This is a genomic window from Amycolatopsis thermophila (genome assembly GCF_030814215.1).
GTDB lineage: Bacteria > Actinomycetota > Actinomycetes > Mycobacteriales > Pseudonocardiaceae > Amycolatopsis_E > Amycolatopsis_E thermophila.
In genome coordinates, this window is sequence record NZ_JAUSUT010000001.1 from 463,613 (window position 1) to 483,864 (window position 20,252).

Below are 20,252 nucleotides of genomic sequence, written 5' to 3' on the forward strand. Positions count from 1 at the left end.
TTCGTCGGTGCGGCCAGCTTGACCCAGCTCATGTCCGAATGTCAACATTCGTACATGCAGCCCGCCCGGCGGCGCGGTCTGGCCGAGGAGGCCGCCGACCGCATCCGCGACGAGATCCTCACCGGCCACTTCGAACCCGGCGACCACCTGCGTGAGGTCGAGCTCGCCGAGTCGCTGCAGGTCAGCCGCGGGTCGGTGCGCGAGGGGCTGGCGATCCTGGTCCGCGAGGGGCTGGTGCACAGCGAGTGGCACCGGGGCACCCGGGTCGTCGAGCTGACCGAGACCGACATCACCGAGGTTTACGCGGTGCGCGCGGCCCTCGACCGGCTGGCCGCGCTGACGGCGGCGGAGACGGGGCGGCCGCACCAGTTCGACGAGCTGGACCGGCTGGTCGGGGAGATGGAGCGGGAGGCCGCGGGGCAGGCCGACGGCCCCCGGCTGGTCGCGCTGGACATCCAGTTCCACAACTGCGTGTACGCGATGGCCGGCAACCGGCGGCTGATCAGCGCCTGGGAGGCGGTGCGCTCACAGGTGCACCTGTTCCAGGCCCACCGGGTTCGCCTGTCGCACGAGCACTACCGGACCCGCGTGGTCGACGAGCACCGCGAACTGGCGACGCTGCTGCGCGCCGGCCGCGTCGAGGGGCTCGGCGATCTGGCGGAGGAACACGTGCAGTCCGCGTGCCGGGGACTCATTTCGAGCCTGCGGGGCTGAGGACGTCCGCCAGGGACGCGTATCGGGAGCGCTCCCCCGCCGCGAGCGCGCCGAACCGCCCGCCCACGAGCGCCGCGAACCGCCGCCGGATCCGGTCGCGCAGATCCTCCCCCGCCCCGCTCGGGACGGCGCGGCTTATCCGCCGGTCCGTCGCGTCGGGTTCGCGGGGCCGGCTGGGCTCGGATGGCGCCGCGGTGGTGGTTGACTACCGCCCGGACGCCGGGCGGCGGCCGACGCGGTCGCCCGGATCGAACGCGACGGCGGCCGGGCCACCGGGGTTCACGGCGCCGTCCCCGATCCCGGGGCGATCCGGTGGCTCTTCGGCGCGGCCGAGGAACTCGTCGGCAACCCGAGCACGACCCGCTTCGCCCCGCTGACCGAAACCAGCGACGAGGACTTCGAACTCACCTTCGCCACCAACGACGTTCACCGCACTGCGCGAAGCCGCGCCGCCGTCTTCCCGACAGCGGGCGGATCGGCCAGCAAGGCGGCCGGGGACCAGCTGATGCGCGCCGCCGCGAAGGAGCCGGGGCCGCGCGGCATCAGGGCCTGGCCGGGGCTGTCGCCCGGACGTCGCTGGGGCGGCTGGGCGCGCCGTCGATCGTCGCGTTCCTCGGCTCCGCCGACGGCGGCCGGGTCACCGGACAGGCGACCCCGGCCGGCGGCGGCGCGTTTCCGGCCCCTCAGCCGCCGAAGAGCTGGATCACCTTGCGGATCAGTTCGTACAGGCCGTAGGCGAACGGGACGCCCACCCACAGCCAGGCGAGCGTCATGAGCCAGACGCGGCTGCTCGCGGGGCTCTGCTCCGGCGTGCTCATTTCGCCTCCTCGTGCGCGGTCTCGGCGCGCTCGGGCTCGTGGTACTTGGCGTTGACCGGCCGCACCAGCTCGTTCGCGACGAAGCCGATCACCAGCAGCGCGATCATGATGTAGAACGACGTGGTGTAGAGGTCCGGGCCCTGCTTGCCGGCGCGCTTCTGGCTGTCCGCGATCGCGTTCACGATCAGCGGCCCGAGCACCCCGGCCGCCGACCACGCGGTGAGCAGCCGCCCGTGGATCGCGCCCACCTGGTAGGTGCCGAACAGGTCCTTCAGGTACGCCGGCGCCGTGGCGAAACCCGCGCCGTAGAAGGACAGGATCAGCATCGCGGCGAGGATGACGACCACTTTGGACGAGTTCCCGACGAGCGCGATGGTCAGGTACAGCAGCGCGCCCACGCCGAGGTACATCCGGTAGATGTTCTTCCGCCCGATGAAGTCCGAAGTGGATGACCACACGAACCGGCCGAGCATGTTCGTCAGAGACAGCAGCGCCACGAACCCGGCCGCCGCCGTCGCGCCGACCGGGACCGACGTGCCGCGGAAGAAGTCGGTGATCATCGGCGACGCCTTCTCCAGGATGCCGATGCCGGCGGTCACGTTGAAGCACAGCACCACCCACAGGCACCAGAACTGCGGTGTCTTGATGGCGTTGGCCGCCGACACGTTCGCCGTCGTGATCATCGACCGGGTCTTCGCCGCGGCCGGGTCCCAGCCCTTCGGTTTCCAGCCCTCGGCGGGCACCCGGACCAGGAACACCCCCAGCGACATGAAGATGGCGTAGACCACGCCGTGGATGAGGAAGGAGGTGCCGATGCCACTCGGCGTCGACCCGAACGACTCGAGCATCTGGCTCGACCACGGCGACGCGATCAGCGCCCCGCCGCCGAAGCCCATGATCGCGATCCCGGTCGCCATGCCGGGGCGGTCCGGGAACCACTTCATCAGCGTCGACACCGGCGAGATGTAGCCGATGCCCAGTCCGATGCCGCCGATCAGGCCGTACCCGAGCACCACGAGCCAGTACTGCTCGGTGAACGCGCCCAGCGCGGACACCAGGAACCCGGTGGAGAAGCAGGTCATCGACACGAACATCGCCCACCGGGGCCCGTTGCGCTCGACGAGGGTGCCGCCGAACGCCGCCGACAGGCCCAGCATGACGATGCCGAGCTCGAACGGCAGCGCGCTCAGCGTCCCGGACAGGCCCAGCGCCTTCTCCAGGGGCGGTTTGAAGACGCTCCAGGCGTACGCCTGTCCGATCGCGAGGTGCACGGACAGGGCCGCGGGCGGGATCAGCCAGCGGCTCCAGTCCGGAGGCGCGATGCTGTGCGAACGGTCGAGGAAAGTGACGGCCACGGCGGGCTCCCCTACGCTGGTGATTGAGCCTGCAATTTCTTACTAGAAACTTGACGGAACGGCAACCAGATGTCGTGGATGAGTGGAACGAGGTCCCGATGGGGCGGGTGACGGTGCGTCGTCCGGTGCGGAAGCTGACCGCCGACGGGCGGCGTCGGCGGGCCGACCTGCTGGCGGCGGAAGAGCCGCTGGAGCTGCGGGTCGGCGGGAAGGCCCTGGCCGTCACCATGCGCACCCCCGGGCACGACGTCGAGCTGGCGCACGGGTTCCTGTTGTCCGAGGGTGTCATCGCCTCCCGGCACGAGGTGTTCGCGGCGCGGTACTGCGACGGCGTCGACGACCAGGGGCGCAACACCTACAACGTTCTCGACCTGACCCTGGCCGAGGGCGTCGCACCCCCGGAGACCGGGGTCGAGCGCAACTTCTACACCACGTCCTCGTGCGGGGTGTGCGGCAAGGCGGCGCTGGACGCGGTCAAGCTCAAGACCCGGTTCGCGCCCGGCGAGTCGTCGTTCGCGGTGACGCCGGAGGTGCTCGCGGGGCTGCCCGACAAGCTGCGCGAGCAGCAACGCGTGTTCGCCAGCACCGGCGGCCTGCACGCGGCCGGGCTGTTCCGCGCCGACGGTTCGCTGCTGGCGGTGCGGGAGGACGTGGGCAGGCACAACGCGGTCGACAAGGTGCTGGGCTGGGCACTGCTGGAGGGGCGGGTGCCGCTGTCCGGGTGCGGGCTGCTGGTGTCCGGGCGCGCGTCGTTCGAGCTGGTGCAGAAGGCCGCGATGGCCGGTGTCCCGTTCCTCGCCGCCGTGTCCGCGCCGTCGTCGCTGGCGGTGGAGCTGGCCGAGGAGAACGGGATGACCCTCGTCGGGTTCCTGCGCGGCAGCAGCATGAACCTCTACACCGGCGACCAGCGGGTGGTGGAGCCGGCCGCGGTGTGAGGCGTCAGATCCGCGGCATGATCTCCGCGGCGAGGCGTTCCATCTGCTCGGCCTGGTCGGCGAACGTGGTGAACAGGATCATCTCGGCGCCCGCGTCGGCAACCTCCCGCACCCCGGCGACGCACTCGTCGGGCGTCCCGGCGACGGCGACGGCCTCGAGACCCCGCTTGCCGTAGATGGCGGCGAGACCGTCGGCGGCGCGGCGGCGCGCGGCGTCCCCGTCGTCGTCGATCGCGATGTAGACCCGCTTGGCGATGCGGAAGCCGGCCCGCCCGGACTCGGCCAGCACGTCGCGCAGCACCTTGACCTGCTCGGCGAACGCGGCGGTGGTCGAGGAGCCGGCGCCGAAGAAGCCGTCGCCGTACTTGACCGCCCGCTTGATGGCGTTCGGGTGGCCGCCGCCGAACCACAGCGGCGGGCCGGGCTTCTGGAACGGCTTGGGCTCCATCGAGGCGCCCTCCAGCTGCCAGAAGCGGCCGTCGAAGTCGGTCTTGGCCTCGGTCCACAGGCTCTTCACCAGCCGGAGCCCCTCGGTGAACCGGGCGACGTGCGCCTCGCCGTCCAGGCCGAACGCGGCGAACGGGCGCTGCTTGCCGCCGCTGCCGACGCCGACCTCGAGGCGGCCGCGGCTGAGCTGGTCGAGCGTGGCGAGGCTCTTGGCCAGGTGGGCGGGCATGTGCAGCGGGGTCACGTAGACCGCGCAGCCCAGGCGCAGGCGTTCGGTGCAGGCGAAGGCGTAGGCCATCGTCTCGTTGGGCGCGAGCTGCGGAAATGTGCCGAGGACCTGTTCCTGGGTCCAGCCGCTCTCGAAGCCGAGTTCCTCGGCGCGGCGGACGTAGGCGCGGAAGGCGCCGGGATCGAACGTTCCGTCGGCGACGAACTGGGGGATGGCGATCGCGAACCGCATGGGCACGAGATTAGTCCCCCGGGTGTATCGGTTGTGGCACTTCCCACGACAGGGGTGGCGGGAGTGATGTTCAATGGCGCCGGGAGGCCAGGTGACCGAGGACGAAGCGACTGCACCGCGCAGGCGGCCCAGCCGCCGTTCCGTGCTGATCGCGGGCGCGTCGGGTCTCGGGATCGCCGGGTTCGCCGCCGGGACCGCCACCGGGGTGCTGCCGTTCAGCGAAGCGGTGCAGCGGGTGCTCGGGGTGACGTCGTCCTCGCCGGCGACGCAGCTCGGGGTGGCGAAGGTCGAGCGCGCGTGGTCGCGCTACCGCAACCGCATGGTGGACCTGGTGATGCTGCTGCCGTCGAAGGCGCCGCCGCGGAACCTGCCGATGTCGTTGTTGCTGCACGGCCTGCACGGGCGGGCCCGGACGGCGGCACCGACCGGGACGCTGGCCGAGCTGGCGAGCCAGGTCGCCCGGAAGCGGATCCGGCCCTACGGTTTCGTGGCCGTGGACGGCGGCGACAACTACTGGCACGAGAACGTCCCCGGCGACGATCCGATGGGCATGCTGCTGGAGGAGGTCCCGCAGTGGCTGCGGGAGCGTGGCCTGGGCGGGGTCGACGGGCTGCCGTTCGCCTGCACCGGCATGTCGATGGGTGGTTTCGGCAGCCTGCTGTACGCGCGCCGCCGGGCCGAGCGACGTCAGCCGGTCGGTGCGCTGGCCCTGCTCGCGCCGGCGCTGATCCTGTCCTGGGCGGAGATGAGCAAGCGCGGCGCCTTCCACGACGAGGCCGACTGGGCCTCGATGGATCCGCTGAAGAACCTGCAGGCCACGGCCGGCATCCCGACGGCCGTGTGGTGCGGCACGGAAGACTCGTTCATCAGCGGCGCGCGGCGTTTCATCGCGGCCGTGCACCCCGAGATCGGCTACACAGCGAGAGGCAAACACGGCGACTCGTTCAACCGCACCGTGGTGCCCAGCCTGATCAGCTTCGTGGGCCGCCACCACCCCGACGCCTGAGCGGCGCGCAAGCGGCGCGTCAGCGCCCTGCCCCAAAAGGAGCCGGGTGGTCATCCCGTCGCCTGAGGCCGTCACATCACTGTGAGCCAGGCCCGCACCCCCGGCACCCGCGCGAGATGACATGCCAAGCTTGCGGGCCTGGCTCACAGTGATAGGCCTCGATCAGGCGACGGGATGACCACCCAGCGACCCACTGCATGAGGTGACCCGGCCTGCATTCCCCGGTCATCCCGGAGCCTGCCCGTCCGGCGAGGACATCTTTTGATCTTTAAAGCCGCGCTCACGCGCTGAAAAGAAGGCGCCTACGGCGCTGGGTGGTCGCCTTGGGTGCCGACCTCCCCCGCCCCCCTCCGGTTGGAGTGTTTCGGTCGCCGAGCAGCGGCGTCAAGGCGGGAAAGAGTACCTTGACCCCGCTGATCGGCGACCAAAGGCGGGCTGGGGATCGGGGGCGGGGGAGGTCTGGGGACGCCGTGTGTCGCCTGGCGTTGCCGGCCGCCGGGAGGCCTCGTGAGGTCTGGCGAGGTCGCACCGCGCCTCGCCTGGCGTTGCCGGCTGCCGGGACGTCTGGTGAGGTCCTTGGTCGGTTTGCCTTGCCGGGTTCCGGGTCGGGTGGTGGTGCTGCGTCGGCTTCCGGGCTAGCTGACCCAGCGGCCCATCACCGAGATCAGCCACAGTCCCAGCAGCACGGCCGCGAACAGCACGCACGACCACCGCAGCAGGGGGCGGTACTCGTCCCCCGCCGCGCGGACCCGGCGCAGTCCGTAGAACCCCGCACCGAGCACGGGGAGCGGGACCAGGGGCAGCGCCGAGAGCCGCACCGGGGCCGCTACCACGCAGGACAGCGTCATGAGGCCCAGCAGCACCAGCATGACCTTGTGCAGGACCGGGCTGCCCAGGTAGGGAGTCACGACCCGGAAGGTGAGATCACTGATGCCGCGCACGTCGTCCCGCCCCTCCGGAACGACGGTGTCCCCGGCCTCCGCGGCCGGAGCGGTGCCCTCACCGGCACCCGAACGGGGACCAGCCCCCTCCACGCTCATCGGGCTAGCTTAGCGAGCGCGGAGGGGTGTCCTTCACGCAGATCAGGCGGTTTTCTCGCCACGTTCGCTGCTGCGGCGGCGCGACGGCTGACGCGACACGATCGTGGGATTGACGTTCTCGCGGACCGTCTGCTCGGTGATGACGACCTTGGCGACGTCGGTGCGGCTCGGGATGTCGTACATGACCGGCTGCAGCACCTCTTCCATGATGGCGCGCAGACCACGGGCACCGGTGCCGCGCAGAACGGCCTGGTCGGCGATCGCCTCGAGGGCCGTCTTGGTGAACTCCAGCTCGACGTTGTCCATCTCGAAGAGCTTCTTGTACTGCTTCACCAGGGCGTTGCGCGGCTCGGTGAGGATCCGGACCAGCGAGTGCTTGTCCAGGTGCGTCACGTTCGCCACGACCGGCAGCCGGCCGATGAACTCCGGGATCAGCCCGAACTTGATCAGGTCCTCGGGCATGGTGTCGGAGAAGACGTCGCTCTCGTCGATCTCGGCCTTCGTGCGGATCTCGGCGCCGAAGCCCAGCCCGCGCTTGCCGACCCGCTCATTGATGATCTTCTCCAGGCCCGCGAACGCGCCCGCCACGATGAACAGCACGTTCGTGGTGTCGATCTGGATGAACTCCTGGTGCGGGTGCTTGCGGCCACCCTGCGGCGGCACCGAGGCCGTCGTCCCCTCCAGGATCTTCAGCAGCGCCTGCTGCACGCCCTCACCGGACACGTCACGGGTGATGGACGGGTTCTCCGACTTGCGGGCGATCTTGTCGACCTCGTCGATGTAGATGATGCCCGTCTCGGCGCGCTTGACGTCGTAGTCGGCGGCCTGGATCAGCTTGAGGAGGATGTTCTCGACGTCCTCGCCGACGTACCCGGCCTCGGTGAGCGCCGTGGCGTCCGCGATCGCGAACGGCACGTTCAGCATCTTCGCCAGGGTCTGCGCGAGGTAGGTCTTGCCGCAGCCGGTGGGCCCGAGCAGCAGGATGTTCGACTTGGCGAGCTCGACCGGCTCGTCCTTCGCGTCCTTCGGACCGGTCTTGTCCTCGGACTGGATGCGCTTGTAGTGGTTGTACACCGCCACGGCGAGCGTCCGCTTGGCGTCGCTCTGGCCGATGATGTACTGGTCGAGGAACTCGTGGATGTCGAGCGGCTTGGGCAGCTCGTCGAGCTTGACGTCGCCGGCCTCGGCCAGCTCCTCCTCGATGATCTCGTTGCACAGGTCGATGCACTCATCGCAGATGTAGACGCCAGGTCCGGCGATGAGCTTCTTCACCTGTTTCTGGCTCTTCCCGCAGAAAGAACACTTCAGCAGGTCCCCGCCGTCGCCGATCCGTGCCATGACCGTTGACCTGTTCCCCTCCGGTGCACCTGCCGGCACACCTGGTCGTGTTCCTGCCCTCGCCGCCGAGCCAGCGGGAAAACGTGGCCGCTGTCCCTAGACGGTACCCGCCCGCGGCGCCGCGCGGGAGGACCAGCGGGCCCCGGCCGCCCCGAGACCCTAAACCGGGGGCCGGTACGCGCGGGGTACGACACGCACCGGCCCGGGGCCGGAATCTCGGGGCCGGGCGTCAGCCGATCTGCGACGCCTTGCGGTACGGCAGCACCTCGTCGATGATGCCGTACTCCTTGGCCTGCTCGGCGGTGAGGATCTTGTCGCGCTCGATGTCCGCGCGGACCTCGTCGGCGCTCTTGTTCGTGTGCTTGGACAGCGTGGTCTCCATCAGGCGGCGGACCCGCTGGATCTCGTTGGCCTGGATCTCCAGGTCCGAGACCTGCCCGTAGGTGCCCTCGGTGGCCGGCTGGTGGATCAGCACGCGGGCGTTGGGCAGCGCGAGCCGCTTGCCCTTCGTGCCGGCCGCCAGCAGCACCGCGGCCGCGGAGGCGGCCTGGCCCAGCGCGACCGTCTGGATGTCCGGGCGCACGAACTGCATGGTGTCGTAGATCGCCATCAGCGAGGTGAACGAGCCACCCGGCGAGTTGATGTAGATCGTGATGTCGCGGTCCGGGTCCTCGTGCTCGAGGTGCAGCAGCTGGGCCATCACGTCGTTGGCCGACGCGTCGTCCACCTGCACGCCGAGGAAGATGACCCGCTCCTCGTACAGCTTGTTGTACGGGTTCGACTCCTTGACGCCGTAGCTGGTGCGTTCGACGTACGACGGGAGGATGTACCGGGACTGCGGAAGCTGGAAGTTGTTCATGAGAGCTTTCTCCTCGTCAGGCCCGGTCAGCGGCTGCCGTTGCTGGACGGGAGCTGGTTCTCCCGGGTGAGGACGTGGTCGACGAAGCCGTACTCCCGCGCCTCCTCGGCGGTGAACCAGCGGTCCCGGTCGCCGTCGGCGATGATCTGCTCGACCGACTGACCGGTCTGCTCGGCGGTGATGCGCGCCAGCTCCTGCTTCCACTTGCCGAAGACCTCGGCCTGGATGGCGATGTCGGAGGCGGTGCCGCCGACACCGGCCGAGGGCTGGTGCATCAGGATGCGCGCGTGCGGAAGCGAGTAGCGCTTGCCGGGGGCGCCGGAGGACAGCAGGAACTGCCCCATCGAGGCGGCCAGGCCCATCGCGTAGGTCGCCACGTCCGGCTCGATGAGCTGCATCGTGTCGTAGATGGCGAACCCGGCGGTGACCGAACCGCCCGGCGAGTTGATGTAGAAGCGGATGTCCGACTCGGAGTCCTCCGCGGACAGCAGCAGGAGCTGCGCGGTGATCCGGTTCGCCACCTCGTCGTTGACCTCGGAACCGAGGACGACGATGCGCTCCTGGAGCAGCCGCTCGTACACCGAGTCGGTCAGATTGAGGCCCGCGGTCGAGCTGCGTGCCTCTGCCTTGTGCTGCGTCACGTCTGCCTGCCTTTTCACCGCTGTGGCCCTCCCCCGGGAGGGAGATCCACTGTGCACTGTCGAAGATGCTGAGATCTTGTAATCGACCCTAACGAACTCGGGCGGCCCGGCATGCCCGGCACCGCCCAAGTTCGCTGACAGCTTTATTTCTCGGAAGCAGCCGCGGGTTCCTCGGTGACCTCGGTCTCAGTGGCGGCCGCGGGGGCCTCCTCCTCGTCGGGTCCGAAGAGGTCGCTCAGGTCGATCTCGGCGCCCGAGCCGTCGGTGACCGTCGCCTTCCGGACGATCGACGCCAGCGCCTTGCCGCGGCGCACGTCGGCGAAGATCGCGGACAGCTGGCCGGACTGCTGGGCGCGCTGGACGTACTCGTCGGGGCTGACGCCGAACCGCTGGGCCTGGTAGATGATCCGCTCGGTCAGCTCGGCGTCACCCACCTGGACCTGCTCGGCGTCGGCGACGCTGTCGAGCAGCAGCTGGGTGCGCACCGCCTTCTCGGCGTCGGCCTGCAGCTCGGTGTTGAACTCCTCGAGGGTCTTGCCCTGGGACTCCAGCACCTTGGCCAGCGCTTCCTCGCTGTGGTCCAGGTCGTGGATCGCGTCGTGCTTGCGGTTCTCGACCTCGGCCTCGACGACCTTCTCCGGCAGCGGGACGTCGACGGTCTCCAGCAGCGAGTCCAGGATCTTGTCCCGAGCCTGCACGCCCTGCTGGACCTTCTTCATCTTGCCCAGGCGCTCGCGCAGGTCGGCCTTGAGCTCGTCGATGGTGTCGAACTCGCTCGCCAGCTGGGCGAACTCGTCGTCGGCCTCGGGGAGCTCACGCTCCTTGACGCTCTGGACGGTCACCGACACCTCGGCGTCGCGGCCGGCGTACTCACCCGCCACCAGCTTGGTGGTGAAGGTCTTCGTCTCGCCCTCGTTGGCGCCGATGATGGCCTCGTCGATGCCGTCCACCAGCTGGCCGGAGCCGATCTCGTAGGACAGGCCGCTGGTGGCCGCCTCCTCGATCTCCTGGCCGTCGACGGTGGCCGCCAGGTCGATCGACACGAAGTCGCCGTCCTGGGCGGGGCGCTCGACGCTCTTGAGGGTGCCGAAGCGGGCGCGGAGCTGGTCCAGCTCGGCGTCGACCTCCTCGTCGGTCACCTCGACGTCGTCGACGCTGACCGTCAGGCCCTCGAAGTCGGGGAGGGTGATCTCGGGGCGGATGTCCACCTCGGCGGTGAACTCCAGCACCTCGCGGTCCTCGAGCTTGGTCACCTCGAAGTCGGGCTGGCCGAGGGTGCGCACCTCGCCGGCGCGGACCGCCTCCAGGTACTTCGCCGGGATGGCCTCGTTGACGACCTCATCGAGCACCGGCGCGCGGCCGATCCGGCTCTCCAGGACGCGAGCGGGCACCTTGCCGGGGCGGAAGCCCGGGATGCGGACCTGCTGGGCGATCTTGGAGTAGGCGCGGTCGAAGTTCGGTTTGAGTTCGTCGAACGGCACCTCGACATTGATCTTGACTCGCGTCGGGCTGAGCTGCTCGACGGTGCTCTTCAACGTGTTCTCCTCGAGCCGTGAAAACCTGGTTTTCGGGTGGTAGCCGACAAGCGGGCACGGCGGTGCCCAAAGGCCGAGTCTAGGCCAGCGACTTGACAGCACCGGCCCGGCCCTGCTTGGCCGGGCCGGGCAGCGGCGCACCGGGTCTCCGTTTACATTTCCTCGTGGTTTGTCTACCGTCGTGATCCGCCCGTCCCGCCGTCCCCAGGAGCCCGGTCCGTGACAGCCGATGCCCAGGTCCAGGGCCGCTCGCCGGGGCAGGCGAAGCCGCGGACGCGCCTGCCCGCGGTGGTCGTGCCGACGGTGGCGTTGTTCGCCGGCGCGCTCGTCGTGTGGGGCTGGGCGACCTGGCTGAGCCTGGTCTGGCACCTGCCGGTGTGGGCGACCGTCCCGCTGCACACAGTGGCCGTGGTCGCGCTGTTCACCGTGCTGCACGAGGCCGCCCACCACGCCGCGGGCAGCCTGACGTGGGTGAACGCGACGCTGGGGCGGCTGGCCGTGCCGTTCGTGTCGCCGTTCGGCGGCTTCCCCGCCGCCCGCTACGTGCACCTGACCCAGCACCGCTCGGGGTCGCCGGAGCACCTGACGCCGTGGAACACGCGCGGCCCGGCGTGGACGCTGCCGTTCCGCTGGGCGACCGTGGACCTCTGGCACGCGTGGCGCTACCTGTCCACGCCGGCGCGGCCGGTCGCGGAGAGCGCCGAGATGCTCGCGATGCTCGTGTTCCTGCCCTGTGTCCTGGCCGCCGTGGTCGGCACCGGGCACGGGTGGGAGCTGACGGTGGTCTACCTCCTGCCGCAGCGGCTCGCGCTCGCGCTGGTGTCGTGGTGCCACGACTGGTGGCGCCCGACCGGGTACCACCGCCGGCACGCCGAGCTGCCCGGCCAGCCGTTCTGCCGCTACGTGGAGATCCCCTCGCCCCGCTCCCCGGAGCCGCCGGCCGCGGAGGCGCCGGCGGAGTTCCACCCGCTGACCGTGACCGGCGTGCGGTGGCTGACCGGCGAGGCCGTCGCGGTGACCCTCGCGGTGCGGGGTGAGCTGCGGGAGCTGTTCCGCTTCCAGCCGGGCCAGCACCTGGTGCTGCGCGCGGTGATCGACGGCGAGCGGGTGGACCGCAGCTACGCGATCTGCGCGAGCCCCGGCGAGCCGGAGCTGCGGGTGGCGATCAAGCGGGTGCCGGGCGGCCGGTTCTCGGGGCACGCACTCGGGCTGCGGCTCGGCGACCGGGTCCTCGCCCGGCCGCCGTCGGGGACGTTCACCCTGCCGACGCGGCCGCGGGACGCCCGGCACGTCGTCGCGGTCGCCGCCGGATCGGGCATCGGGCCGGTGCTGCCCGTCGTCGTGCACGCGCTCGAGACCGCGCCCCGCAACCGCGTCACCCTGCTGTACGTGAACCGGTCGGGCGACGACACGCTGTTCGCCGAGGAACTGTCCGAGTGCACGCGCCGCTACGAGGGGCGGCTGCGCGTGCTGCACTACCGGACCGACGAGCGCGACCCCAGCTTGCGGCACGCGCGCGGGTCGAAACCGTTCGACAGCATCGGGCAGGCGCTGGCGATCTCCTACGAGCGCTACCTGCCCGGCGGGCTGGACCCGGGCCGCATCCGGGCACTGCTCGAGTCCCGCCTGCACCCGGCGAAGGTGGACGAGTGGCTGCTGTGCGCGCCGCCGGAGGTCGCCGAGCCGGTGCGGGCCGCACTGGCCGAGCACGGCGTCCCGGACGGCGCCGTGCACGTGGAGCACTTCCACCGGAGCTGACCGGTCACGCCTCGCACAACTCGCGCACGGCCTTCAGCTCGCCCCGCACGACCGACACCTGCTCGGCGACCGCGGTCTGCGGCGTGCCCTCCGGGAAGAACATCGTGAACTGGTACTCGACGCCCTCGCCGTTGGGCAGCACCCGGGTGTAGACGCCGGGGCCCGGGCCCTCCGCGGCGAAGAAGTCGACGGTGCCGTGTTCGCGCGAGGCGCGGACGGTCACGCGCGTGTGGTCCACCCCCGGAGCCCAGCGGGGCAGTTGCCGGGGGTCGGACACGAGGTCGAAGACGGTGCGGGGCTCGGCGGCGATCGAAATCGTCTCGGTGATTGTCTGCATGTGCGTATCGTACGCTCTTGCTTATCGTCTTGTCACTCTACGATTTCCGTGTGACAGAGGACCTGGGCGCGTCGCTGGCGCGCATCGTGCGGCGGTTGATGAAGGCCGAGGAACCCGTGCTGCGCGCGCACGGGCTCTCCATGTGGGCGTACGCGGCGCTGTCGCGCCTCGCCGACCGGCCGGCCACCTCGCAGCTCGCGCTGGCCACTGCGATCGGCTACGACAAGACACGCCTGATCCGGCTGCTCGACGAGCTCGCGCGGGAGGGGCTGATCGTGCGGGAACCGGACCCGGCCGACCGCCGCGCCCACACCGTGCGGCTGACCCCGGACGGCGAAGCCCGCCACGCCGCCGTCAAGGCCGACATCCGCGCGCTGGAGGAGGAGTTGCTGGGGCCGCTCAGCAGCGCCGAGCAGCGCAGCTTCCGCGCCATGCTCGCCCGCCTCGCGAACGGGGACGGCGATGGGTGACACTCCCCTGCCCGGCAGCATCGAGCTGCCCGACGGGTCCCGGATCCGGGGGCGCGGCCTGCGCGATCCGGCACCGGCCGGCCCGGCGCCGGACTACGGCCTGTACCTGGGCACCGACCGCCTCCGCAGCGCTCACGACGCCGGCCTGCACTGGCCGCACACCTGGCTCGAGTGGCCGGACTTCCGGCTGCCCCGCGACCACGACGCCGCCGTGCACGAGATCCGCGGCCTGTACGAGCGGGTGCGGGCCGGCGAGGCCGCCGAGGTGGCGTGCGCCGGCGGGATCGGCCGGACCGGGACCGTCATCTCGTGCCTGGCCATCCTGGCCGGGGTGGACCCTGCCGAAGCCGTGGCCTGGACCCGCCGGCACCACCACCCGCGGGCCGTGGAAACCCCGTGGCAAGGCCGGTGGGTCAGGCGCTTCCCGCGGTAGCGGCGCGCCCGGCGGGAGTGACCAGCGACCCGAGTGTGCAGGCCGCCGGCGAACGCGCCGGGATCCGCTCCGGGTCCAGTGGTGAGGCGCCGAGAACGCAGCCGATGACCCCCGGGGCGACCATAGGGGCTCAGGCCGGACCCCGCCGAAGCCGTGGCCTGGACCCGCCGGCACCACCACCCGCGGGCCGTGGAAACCCCGTGGCAACGCCGGTGGGTCAGGCGCTTTTCGCGCTAGCGGCGCCGGTGAACGCGCCGCTTTGCGCCGGGTCCTCGGCGTCTGGATCCATCTGCATGCCGCCGGGCCCGACCGGCGTCGTCGCGGAGGCGTCAGGCGCATGAAGGGTTCTGTGCCCGGGCGGACACAGGTTGCGCACAGGCACCACACAAGGACCACACACGATCCGGACGGATCGTCGGGGCATGACCGTGCCCCACCCGGCCCGCCGGCGGGCCGGGACGCGATCGCGGCGCGTCCGGCCGCTGCGGACGAAACTGATCGCCGCGCTCGTCGCACTGCTGGCCGTGGTGTGCCTGGTGGTCGGCGTGATCAGCGAGTTCGCGCTGAGCAGGTTCCTGACCGAGCAGGTGGACGCCCAGGTGCGGGAGGCGGTCGAACGGACCCGCCACTTCGACAGGCCCGCCGGGGACGATCCGCTGCACATCCCGGGCACCGCGACCGGCACCCTGTACGCGCGGCTGTCCGGCGACCAGGTCCTCGAAGCGGCCACGCTGGCGCCCGTCCCGGGCTCCCCGGAGAACGAGGCCCAGGCTCTGCCGCCCGCCGACGCCGCCGCCCTGCCGCACGTCCCGGTCGACGGCCACCCCCACACCATCTCCCTGTCCGGCGGCGACTACCGGGTGATCGCGACCCTCGACGACGGCTCGGTGCTGCTCCTGGGCCTGCCGATGAACCAGGCCGACGACACGCTGCTGACCGTCGGCGTCATCCTCGGCGCCGTCGCCGCGATCGCCGTGGTGGGCGCGGGTTTCGTCGGCGCGTTCGTGGTGCGCCGGACGCTGCGCCCGCTCGACCGGGTCGCCGACGCCGCGTCGAAGGTGACCGAGCTGCCACTGGACCGCGGTGACGTCGCCCTGTCCGTGCGCGTCCCGGTCACCGACACCGATCCGTCCACGGAGGTCGGTCAGGTCGGGTACGCGCTGAACCGGATGCTGGTGCACATCGACAACGCCCTCGACGCCCGCGCCACCAGCGAGATGCGGGTGCGCCGGTTCGTCGCCGACGCCAGTCACGAGCTGCGCACGCCGCTCGCCGCGATCCGCGGGTACGCCGAGCTGACGCGGCGCAGCAACGGCCGGGTGCCGCCGGAGCTCGCGCACGCGATGAGCCGCGTCGAGTCCGAGGCGGACCGGATGACGACGCTGGTCGACGACCTGCTGCTGCTGGCCCGGCTCGACGCGGGGCGCCCGCTGGACGACGGCGAGGTCGACCTGACCCGGCTGATCGCGGACGCCGTCGGCGACGCGCACATCACCGGTCCGCGGCACCAGTGGCGGCTCGAGCTGCCGCCGGACCCGGTCGTGGTGCCCGGCGACGCCCAGCGCCTGCACCAGGTGCTGGGCAACCTGCTCGCGAACGGCCGCGCGCACACCCCGCCCGGCACGATCGTGACGACCCGGCTGGCCGTGTCCGCGGACGGCGACGCGGTCGTGACGGTCACCGACAACGGCCCGGGAATCGAGCCGGAGTTGGTGCCGCACGTCTTCGAGCGCTTCGCGCGCGGCGACTCCTCGCGCTCCCGCGCGGCCGGCAGCACCGGTCTCGGCATGGCCATCGTCGCCGCCGTCGTGTCCGCGCACCACGGCAGCGTCAGCGTGCACAGCAGACCTGGCCGCACCGAATTCGAGGTCCGGTTGCCGCGCACAGCTGTCTCACAGGAACGGCACAACGACGGCCAAGCTCGGCCGATCACAGTGAACTCATGACGGCCCTCGCCGAGCGCGACTCCGCACCCCCGGCCCCCGAACCGCCCGCCGGTCCCGGCCTGCACCGGCCTGTGCGGGTGCGCCCGGCGCTAGCCGGTCTGCTGATCGCCACCGCGGTGCTCTACCTGTGGGGGCTGAGCGCGTCCGGCTGGGCCAACGCGTTCTACTCGGCGGCCGCACAGGCCGGCGGCGAGAACTGGACGGCGTGGTTCTTCGGCTCCAGCGACGCGGCGAACTCGATCACCGTGGACAAGACACCCGCGGCGCTGTGGGTGATGGGCCTGTGCGTGCGGCTGTTCGGGCTCAGCTCGTGGAGCGTGCTGGTGCCGCAGGCGCTGATGGGCGTCGGCTCGGTGTGGGCGCTGTTCGCGACGGTGCGCCGGGTGTCCGGCCCGGCGGCAGGGCTGCTCGCCGGTGCGGTGTTCGCGCTGACGCCGGTGGCCGCGCTGATGTTCCGGTTCAACAACCCCGACGCGCTGCTGGTCCTGCTGCTCGTGCTCGGCGCGTACTGCGTCGTGCGGTCACTGGAGCAGGCGAGTCCGAAGTGGATCGCGCTGACCGGGGTCGCCGTCGGGTTCGGCTTCCTGGCCAAGATGCTGCAGGCGTTCCTGGTGCTGCCGGCGTTCGGGATCGCCTACCTGGTCGCGGCGCCGACGTCGGTGCGCAAGCGGTTGCTGCACCTGCTCGGCGCGCTCGGGGCGCTGGTCGTCTCGGCCGGCTGGTACCTCGCGGTCGTCGAGCTGTGGCCCGCGTCCTCGCGGCCCTTCATCGGGGGTTCGCAGAGCAACAGCATCCTGGAGCTGACCCTGGGCTACAACGGCGTCGGCCGGATCACCGGCGACGAGGTCGGCAGCCTGGGCGGGGCGCAGAGCAGCGGCAGCTGGGCACGGCTGCTCGGCAGCGAGATGGCCGGCGGCATCGCCTGGCTGCTCCCGGCCGCCGCGCTCGCGATCGGCGCGCTCGTCTGGCTGACCTGGCGCGCGCCGCGGACGGACCGCACGCGCGCGGCGACGATCGTGTGGGGCGGCTGGCTCGCCGTCACCGGCGGCGTGTTCAGCTTCATGAGCGGGATCATCCACCCCTACTACACGCTCGCGCTGGCCCCGGCGGTCGCCGCGCTCGCCGGAACCGGCGCGGTGCGGTTGTGGCGGGCCCGCTCGCACCCGATCGCGTCCGGGCTGCTGTCCAGCGGGGTCGTGCTCACGGCGCTGACCGCGTACCTGTTGCTGACACGGGACTCCACCTGGCTGCCCTGGCTGAAGTACGTCGTGCTGCTGTCCGGGCTGGCCGCGGGGGTGCTGATCGTGGTGTCCGACCGGTTGCCGCGGGCCGGTGCGCGCGGGGTGGCGGTGGTGGCGCTCGTCGCCACGCTCGCCGGGACCGGCGCCTACACGGTCGCGACCGCGGCGACCCCGCACTCCGGCGCGATCCCGTCCGCGGGGCCGGGCAGCGGCGGGTTCGGCGGATTCGGTGGCCGGGGCGGGCCGCGCAACGGTGGCGGGATGCGCGGCGGCGTCGGCAGCCTGCTCACGGGCACCACACCGGGCGCGGAGATGATCGCGCTGCTGCAGGCGGACGCGGAGAACCACACCTGGGTCGCGGCGACCGTCGGGTCCAACCCGGCCGCGAGCTACCAGCTGGCGTCCGGCTTCCCGGTGATGGCGCTGGGCGGGTTCAACGGCACCGACCCGTCCCCGACACCGGCGCAGTTCCAGCAGTACGTGGCGAGCGGGCGGATCCACTACTTCATCGGCGAGCCCACGCAGATCACCAGCACCGGCGGCAGCGACGCGGCCGAGGAGATCGCCCGATGGGTGGCGGCCACCTTCACACCGACCACCGTGGACGGTGTGACGGTGTACGACCTGACCTGACCCGGAAATCACAGGCGGGCTTCACAGCGGGCACAGGCTGAACTCAGGCGTGTGGCCGATGGTGGAGGTACAACAGCAGGAAGGAGGCCCCATGCACCGCCTCACCCGCAGCCCCGTCTGGGGCACCGCCACCACGCGCGGCCCGCGTGCGGTGAACGCCGACGCCACCGCGGCCTACACCGACCCGAGCACCGGCGAGGTCGTGTTCGCCCTGGCCGACGGGATCGGGGACGCGCGGTCGGCCGCACGGGCCGCGCGCATCGCCGTGTCGACCGCGGTGCAGGTGCCCGCGTCGCAGGGCCCGGGGGCCGCGCTGGCGGCGGCTCAGCGCGCGGTGCGGGCCGACCCCGGTGGCGGCGACTGCGTCCTGGTGGTCGCGTCGCCCTTCGACGGCGGCTACCGGGTCGCCTGGGTGGGGGACGCGCGGGCGTACTCCTGGGACGGCGCCTCGCTGCGGCAGCTGACCAGGGACCACACGCTGGCGCAGTACTTCCGCGACCGTGGCCAGGTGCCCACCGTCCGGATGGAGCACCTGGTCACAACGAGCGTGCGGACCGCGCGGCCGGAGGAGTTCGGCGACGCGGAGACCGTGGGGCCGGCCGGGCTGTTGCTCACCAGCGACGGGGTCCACAAGGCATTGACGCGCGCCGCGATGGCCGAGCTGCTCCGCGTGCCGTCGAACGGCGCCCAGGCCTTGGTGGACGCCGCGCTGGCGGCGGGCGGCCAGGACAACGCGACCGCCCTGATGGCCGAGTTCGCCCCCAGCCTGCCCGACCTGGCGACGACCCCGCTGCCGACCATCGCCCGGGCCTGAGTCCCGGTCCGGGACGGCGACCCCGGCCGTCGCGGGGGAGCCGGCACCGGCGAGACCACATCACCCCGCGGTCAGCGGCACCGCGTTGTCGCGGATCACCTTGGCGTAGAAGTGCGCACTCCGCTTCATCGTGCGGACCTGCGTCCGGTAGTCGACGTGGACCAGGCCGAACCGCTTCGAATACCCTTCCGCCCATTCGAAGTTGTCCAGCAGCGACCAGTACGAAAAGCCCCGCAGGTCAACTCCCTGCGCCAGCGCCGCGTGCGCCGCCCGGAGGTGGGCGGCCAGGAACTCCACCCGGTCCACGTCGTCGATCCAGCCGTCCGGCCGCACGGAGTCCGCGTAGGCCGCACCGTTCTCCGTCACGTACAGCGGCACGGCCGGGTACTCGCGGTGCACGCGCAGCAGCGTCTCGGTCAACCCGTCCGGCTGCACGGACCAACCCGAGTGCGTCACCGAGGCCGCCGCGTCGGGCACGAAACCGATCCCGTCGGCCCCCACCCACTCCAGGCCGCCCGGATCGACGCCGGGCCGCAGCGTGCCGGTGACCTCGTAGCCGCGGTAGTAGTTGATGCCCATCTGGTCGATCGGCGCTCCGATCAGGGCCAGATCCCCGTCGCGCACGCACGCCCCGAAACCGAACGGCTCCAGGTCGGCCAGCAGGTCCTCCGGGTACCGGCCGAGCAGCACCGGATCGAGGAACAGCCGGTTCTGCAGCCCGTCCACGCGCCGGGCCGCGTCGACATCCGCGGCCGAGTCCGACGCCGCCCGCACCGGGTACAGGTTCAGCGTGATCCCGGACCGGGCCTCCGGCGCGTACCGCCGGATCTCGGCGAGCCCGAGGCCGTGCGCCAGCAGCAGGTGGTGCGCCGCCGCGACCGCCGCCCGCGGTTCCCGCCGCCCCGGCGCGTGGATCCCCCGCGCGTAACCGAGGAAGGCCGAGCACCACGGCTCGTTCAAAGTGGACCAGAACGGCACCCGGTCACCGAGCCGTTCCGCCGCCGACGACGCGAACTCGGCGAAGCGGTACGCCGAATCGCGTTCGGCCCAGCCGCCTCGCTCCTCCAGCGCCTGCGGCAGGTCGAAGTGGTACAGCGTCGCCCACGGCGTGATGCCGTGGCCGAGCAGTTCGTCCACCAGCCGCTCGTAGAAGTCCAGGCCCTTCGGGTTGAGCGCGCCGCCGTCCGGCCGGACCCGGGACCACGCCAGCGAAAACCGGTAGACCCCGAGCCCGAGTTCGGTCATCAGCGCCACGTCTTCGCGGAAACGGCGGTAGTGGTCGGCGGCCGGTTCCCCCGTGTCGCCGCCCGCCACCGCCCCCGGACGCCGGCAGAACGCGTCCCAGATCGAGTCGGTGCGACCGTCCACAGTGGTCGAACCTTCGATCTGGAAGGCCGCCGTGCTGACCCCCCACGCGAACCCGGGCGGGAACTCCAGCCCGGCGGTGACCTCTTCGCCTACAACCGACATGC

The 20,252-nt window shown here is 71.7% G+C and carries 20 protein-coding genes; 9 read left to right on the forward strand and 11 right to left on the reverse strand.

What is annotated here, in order from left to right; translation table 11 throughout:
• The first annotated feature begins 54 nt into the window (after positions 1-54).
• A complete protein-coding gene (locus FB470_RS02120; protein ID WP_306988281.1) occupies positions 55-714 on the forward strand; it encodes a GntR family transcriptional regulator in 660 nt (219 codons plus the stop codon).
• A 279-nt stretch (positions 715-993) separates the two neighbouring features.
• Here FB470_RS02120 and FB470_RS02125 read toward each other — a convergent pair whose 3' ends face one another.
• The 3 genes from FB470_RS02125 to FB470_RS02135 form a co-directional block, all read right to left on the reverse strand.
• Positions 994-1,122 (reverse strand): hypothetical protein, encoded by a 129-nt coding sequence (locus tag FB470_RS02125; protein WP_306988282.1) that lies wholly within the window; start codon positions 1,120-1,122, stop codon positions 994-996.
• Between the two features lie 275 nt (positions 1,123-1,397).
• On the reverse strand, positions 1,398-1,532 hold the full coding sequence (locus FB470_RS02130) for an MFS transporter small subunit (RefSeq protein ID WP_306988284.1): 135 nt from the start codon (positions 1,530-1,532) through the stop codon (positions 1,398-1,400).
• Positions 1,529-2,887, reverse strand: a complete 1,359-nt coding sequence (locus tag FB470_RS02135) for an L-lactate MFS transporter (protein WP_306988285.1) — start codon at positions 2,885-2,887, stop codon at positions 1,529-1,531. Before FB470_RS02135 ends, FB470_RS02130 begins: the two co-directional genes overlap by 4 nt.
• A 98-nt stretch (positions 2,888-2,985) precedes the next feature.
• Here FB470_RS02135 and fdhD point away from each other — a divergent pair, with 98 nt between their 5' ends.
• Positions 2,986-3,822 carry a formate dehydrogenase accessory sulfurtransferase FdhD gene (gene fdhD / locus FB470_RS02140; RefSeq protein WP_306999018.1) on the forward strand — a complete coding sequence of 279 codons (837 nt, stop codon included), beginning with the start codon at positions 2,986-2,988 and terminating at the stop codon, positions 3,820-3,822.
• A 4-nt stretch (positions 3,823-3,826) separates the two neighbouring features.
• Here fdhD and FB470_RS02145 read toward each other — a convergent pair whose 3' ends face one another.
• On the reverse strand, positions 3,827-4,729 hold the full coding sequence (locus FB470_RS02145) for an LLM class flavin-dependent oxidoreductase (RefSeq protein WP_306988286.1): 903 nt from the start codon (positions 4,727-4,729) through the stop codon (positions 3,827-3,829).
• Positions 4,730-4,802: 73 nt separating this feature from the next.
• On the opposite strand from FB470_RS02145, the gene FB470_RS02150 reads away from it, so the two are divergent.
• Positions 4,803-5,735: an alpha/beta hydrolase gene (locus FB470_RS02150; protein ID WP_306988287.1), complete on the forward strand. Its 933-nt coding sequence runs from the start codon at positions 4,803-4,805 to the stop codon at positions 5,733-5,735.
• Between the two features lie 635 nt (positions 5,736-6,370).
• Here the strand turns inward: FB470_RS02150 and FB470_RS02155 are convergent.
• The 5 genes from FB470_RS02155 to tig all read right to left on the reverse strand — a co-directional run bounded on the left by FB470_RS02155 (position 6,371) and on the right by tig (position 11,148).
• Positions 6,371-6,775, reverse strand: coding sequence for a hypothetical protein (locus FB470_RS02155; protein WP_306988288.1), 405 nt, complete (start codon positions 6,773-6,775; stop codon positions 6,371-6,373).
• Between the two features lie 42 nt (positions 6,776-6,817).
• Positions 6,818-8,113, reverse strand: a complete 1,296-nt coding sequence (gene clpX, locus FB470_RS02160) for an ATP-dependent Clp protease ATP-binding subunit ClpX (protein WP_191245034.1) — start codon at positions 8,111-8,113, stop codon at positions 6,818-6,820.
• A gap of 229 nt (positions 8,114-8,342) precedes the next feature.
• Positions 8,343-8,972 carry an ATP-dependent Clp protease proteolytic subunit gene (locus FB470_RS02165; RefSeq protein WP_306988290.1) on the reverse strand — a complete coding sequence of 210 codons (630 nt, stop codon included), beginning with the start codon at positions 8,970-8,972 and terminating at the stop codon, positions 8,343-8,345.
• A 26-nt stretch (positions 8,973-8,998) separates the two neighbouring features.
• Positions 8,999-9,613 carry a ClpP family protease gene (locus tag FB470_RS02170; protein WP_020420753.1) on the reverse strand — a complete coding sequence of 205 codons (615 nt, stop codon included), beginning with the start codon at positions 9,611-9,613 and terminating at the stop codon, positions 8,999-9,001.
• 143 nt (positions 9,614-9,756) lie between these two features.
• Complete coding sequence (gene tig, locus FB470_RS02175) at positions 9,757-11,148, reverse strand: trigger factor (RefSeq protein WP_306988292.1); 1,392 nt, start codon at positions 11,146-11,148, stop codon at positions 9,757-9,759.
• Positions 11,149-11,367: 219 nt separating this feature from the next.
• On the opposite strand from tig, the gene FB470_RS02180 reads away from it, so the two are divergent.
• A complete protein-coding gene (locus FB470_RS02180) occupies positions 11,368-12,906 on the forward strand; it encodes an FAD-binding oxidoreductase (protein WP_306988293.1) in 1,539 nt (512 codons plus the stop codon).
• A 4-nt stretch (positions 12,907-12,910) separates the two neighbouring features.
• On the opposite strand, the gene FB470_RS02185 is transcribed toward FB470_RS02180, so the two are convergent.
• A complete protein-coding gene (locus tag FB470_RS02185; RefSeq protein ID WP_306988295.1) occupies positions 12,911-13,243 on the reverse strand; it encodes an SRPBCC family protein in 333 nt (110 codons plus the stop codon).
• Between the two features lie 50 nt (positions 13,244-13,293).
• On the opposite strand from FB470_RS02185, the gene FB470_RS02190 reads away from it, so the two are divergent.
• The 5 genes from FB470_RS02190 to FB470_RS02215 all read left to right on the forward strand — a co-directional run bounded on the left by FB470_RS02190 (position 13,294) and on the right by FB470_RS02215 (position 18,780).
• On the forward strand, positions 13,294-13,713 hold the full coding sequence (locus FB470_RS02190) for a MarR family winged helix-turn-helix transcriptional regulator (protein ID WP_370876435.1): 420 nt from the start codon (positions 13,294-13,296) through the stop codon (positions 13,711-13,713).
• The gene (locus FB470_RS02195; RefSeq protein WP_306988297.1) at positions 13,706-14,146 is read left to right on the forward strand and encodes a protein-tyrosine phosphatase family protein; all 441 of its coding nucleotides are present in this window, start codon (positions 13,706-13,708) and stop codon (positions 14,144-14,146) included. The genes FB470_RS02190 and FB470_RS02195 overlap by 8 nt, the downstream gene beginning before the upstream one ends.
• A 422-nt stretch (positions 14,147-14,568) precedes the next feature.
• Positions 14,569-16,092: a sensor histidine kinase gene (locus FB470_RS02205; RefSeq protein WP_306988299.1), complete on the forward strand. Its 1,524-nt coding sequence runs from the start codon at positions 14,569-14,571 to the stop codon at positions 16,090-16,092.
• On the forward strand, positions 16,089-17,966 hold the full coding sequence (locus FB470_RS02210; protein ID WP_306988300.1) for an ArnT family glycosyltransferase: 1,878 nt from the start codon (positions 16,089-16,091) through the stop codon (positions 17,964-17,966). The genes FB470_RS02205 and FB470_RS02210 overlap by 4 nt, the downstream gene beginning before the upstream one ends.
• A 91-nt stretch (positions 17,967-18,057) precedes the next feature.
• Positions 18,058-18,780, forward strand: a complete 723-nt coding sequence (locus FB470_RS02215; protein WP_306988301.1) for a PP2C family protein-serine/threonine phosphatase — start codon at positions 18,058-18,060, stop codon at positions 18,778-18,780.
• Positions 18,781-18,840: 60 nt separating this feature from the next.
• Here the strand turns inward: FB470_RS02215 and FB470_RS02220 are convergent, their stop codons facing one another.
• The gene (locus FB470_RS02220; protein WP_306988302.1) at positions 18,841-20,250 is read right to left on the reverse strand and encodes a GH1 family beta-glucosidase; all 1,410 of its coding nucleotides are present in this window, start codon (positions 20,248-20,250) and stop codon (positions 18,841-18,843) included.
• Positions 20,251-20,252: the final 2 nt, after the last annotated feature.

Excerpts from the sequence above, each read along its gene's own strand:
- FB470_RS02120 (WP_306988281.1), top strand. The coding sequence starts at position 55 with ATGCAGCCCGCCCGGCGGCGCGGTCTGGCCGAGGAGGCCGCCGACCGC.
- FB470_RS02130 (WP_306988284.1), bottom strand. The coding sequence starts at position 1,532 with ATGAGCACGCCGGAGCAGAGCCCCGCGAGCAGCCGCGTCTGGCTCATG.
- fdhD (WP_306999018.1), top strand. The coding sequence starts at position 2,986 with ATGGGGCGGGTGACGGTGCGTCGTCCGGTGCGGAAGCTGACCGCCGAC.
- FB470_RS02145 (WP_306988286.1), bottom strand. The coding sequence starts at position 4,729 with ATGCGGTTCGCGATCGCCATCCCCCAGTTCGTCGCCGACGGAACGTTC.
- FB470_RS02150 (WP_306988287.1), top strand. The coding sequence starts at position 4,803 with ATGGCGCCGGGAGGCCAGGTGACCGAGGACGAAGCGACTGCACCGCGC.
- FB470_RS02155 (WP_306988288.1), bottom strand. The coding sequence starts at position 6,775 with ATGAGCGTGGAGGGGGCTGGTCCCCGTTCGGGTGCCGGTGAGGGCACC.
- clpX (WP_191245034.1), bottom strand. The coding sequence starts at position 8,113 with ATGGCACGGATCGGCGACGGCGGGGACCTGCTGAAGTGTTCTTTCTGC.
- FB470_RS02165 (WP_306988290.1), bottom strand. The coding sequence starts at position 8,972 with ATGAACAACTTCCAGCTTCCGCAGTCCCGGTACATCCTCCCGTCGTAC.
- FB470_RS02185 (WP_306988295.1), bottom strand. The coding sequence starts at position 13,243 with ATGCAGACAATCACCGAGACGATTTCGATCGCCGCCGAGCCCCGCACC.
- FB470_RS02195 (WP_306988297.1), top strand. The coding sequence starts at position 13,706 with ATGGGTGACACTCCCCTGCCCGGCAGCATCGAGCTGCCCGACGGGTCC.
- FB470_RS02205 (WP_306988299.1), top strand. The coding sequence starts at position 14,569 with ATGACCGTGCCCCACCCGGCCCGCCGGCGGGCCGGGACGCGATCGCGG.
- FB470_RS02210 (WP_306988300.1), top strand. The coding sequence starts at position 16,089 with ATGACGGCCCTCGCCGAGCGCGACTCCGCACCCCCGGCCCCCGAACCG.
- FB470_RS02215 (WP_306988301.1), top strand. The coding sequence starts at position 18,058 with ATGCACCGCCTCACCCGCAGCCCCGTCTGGGGCACCGCCACCACGCGC.
- FB470_RS02220 (WP_306988302.1), bottom strand. The coding sequence starts at position 20,250 with ATGTCGGTTGTAGGCGAAGAGGTCACCGCCGGGCTGGAGTTCCCGCCC.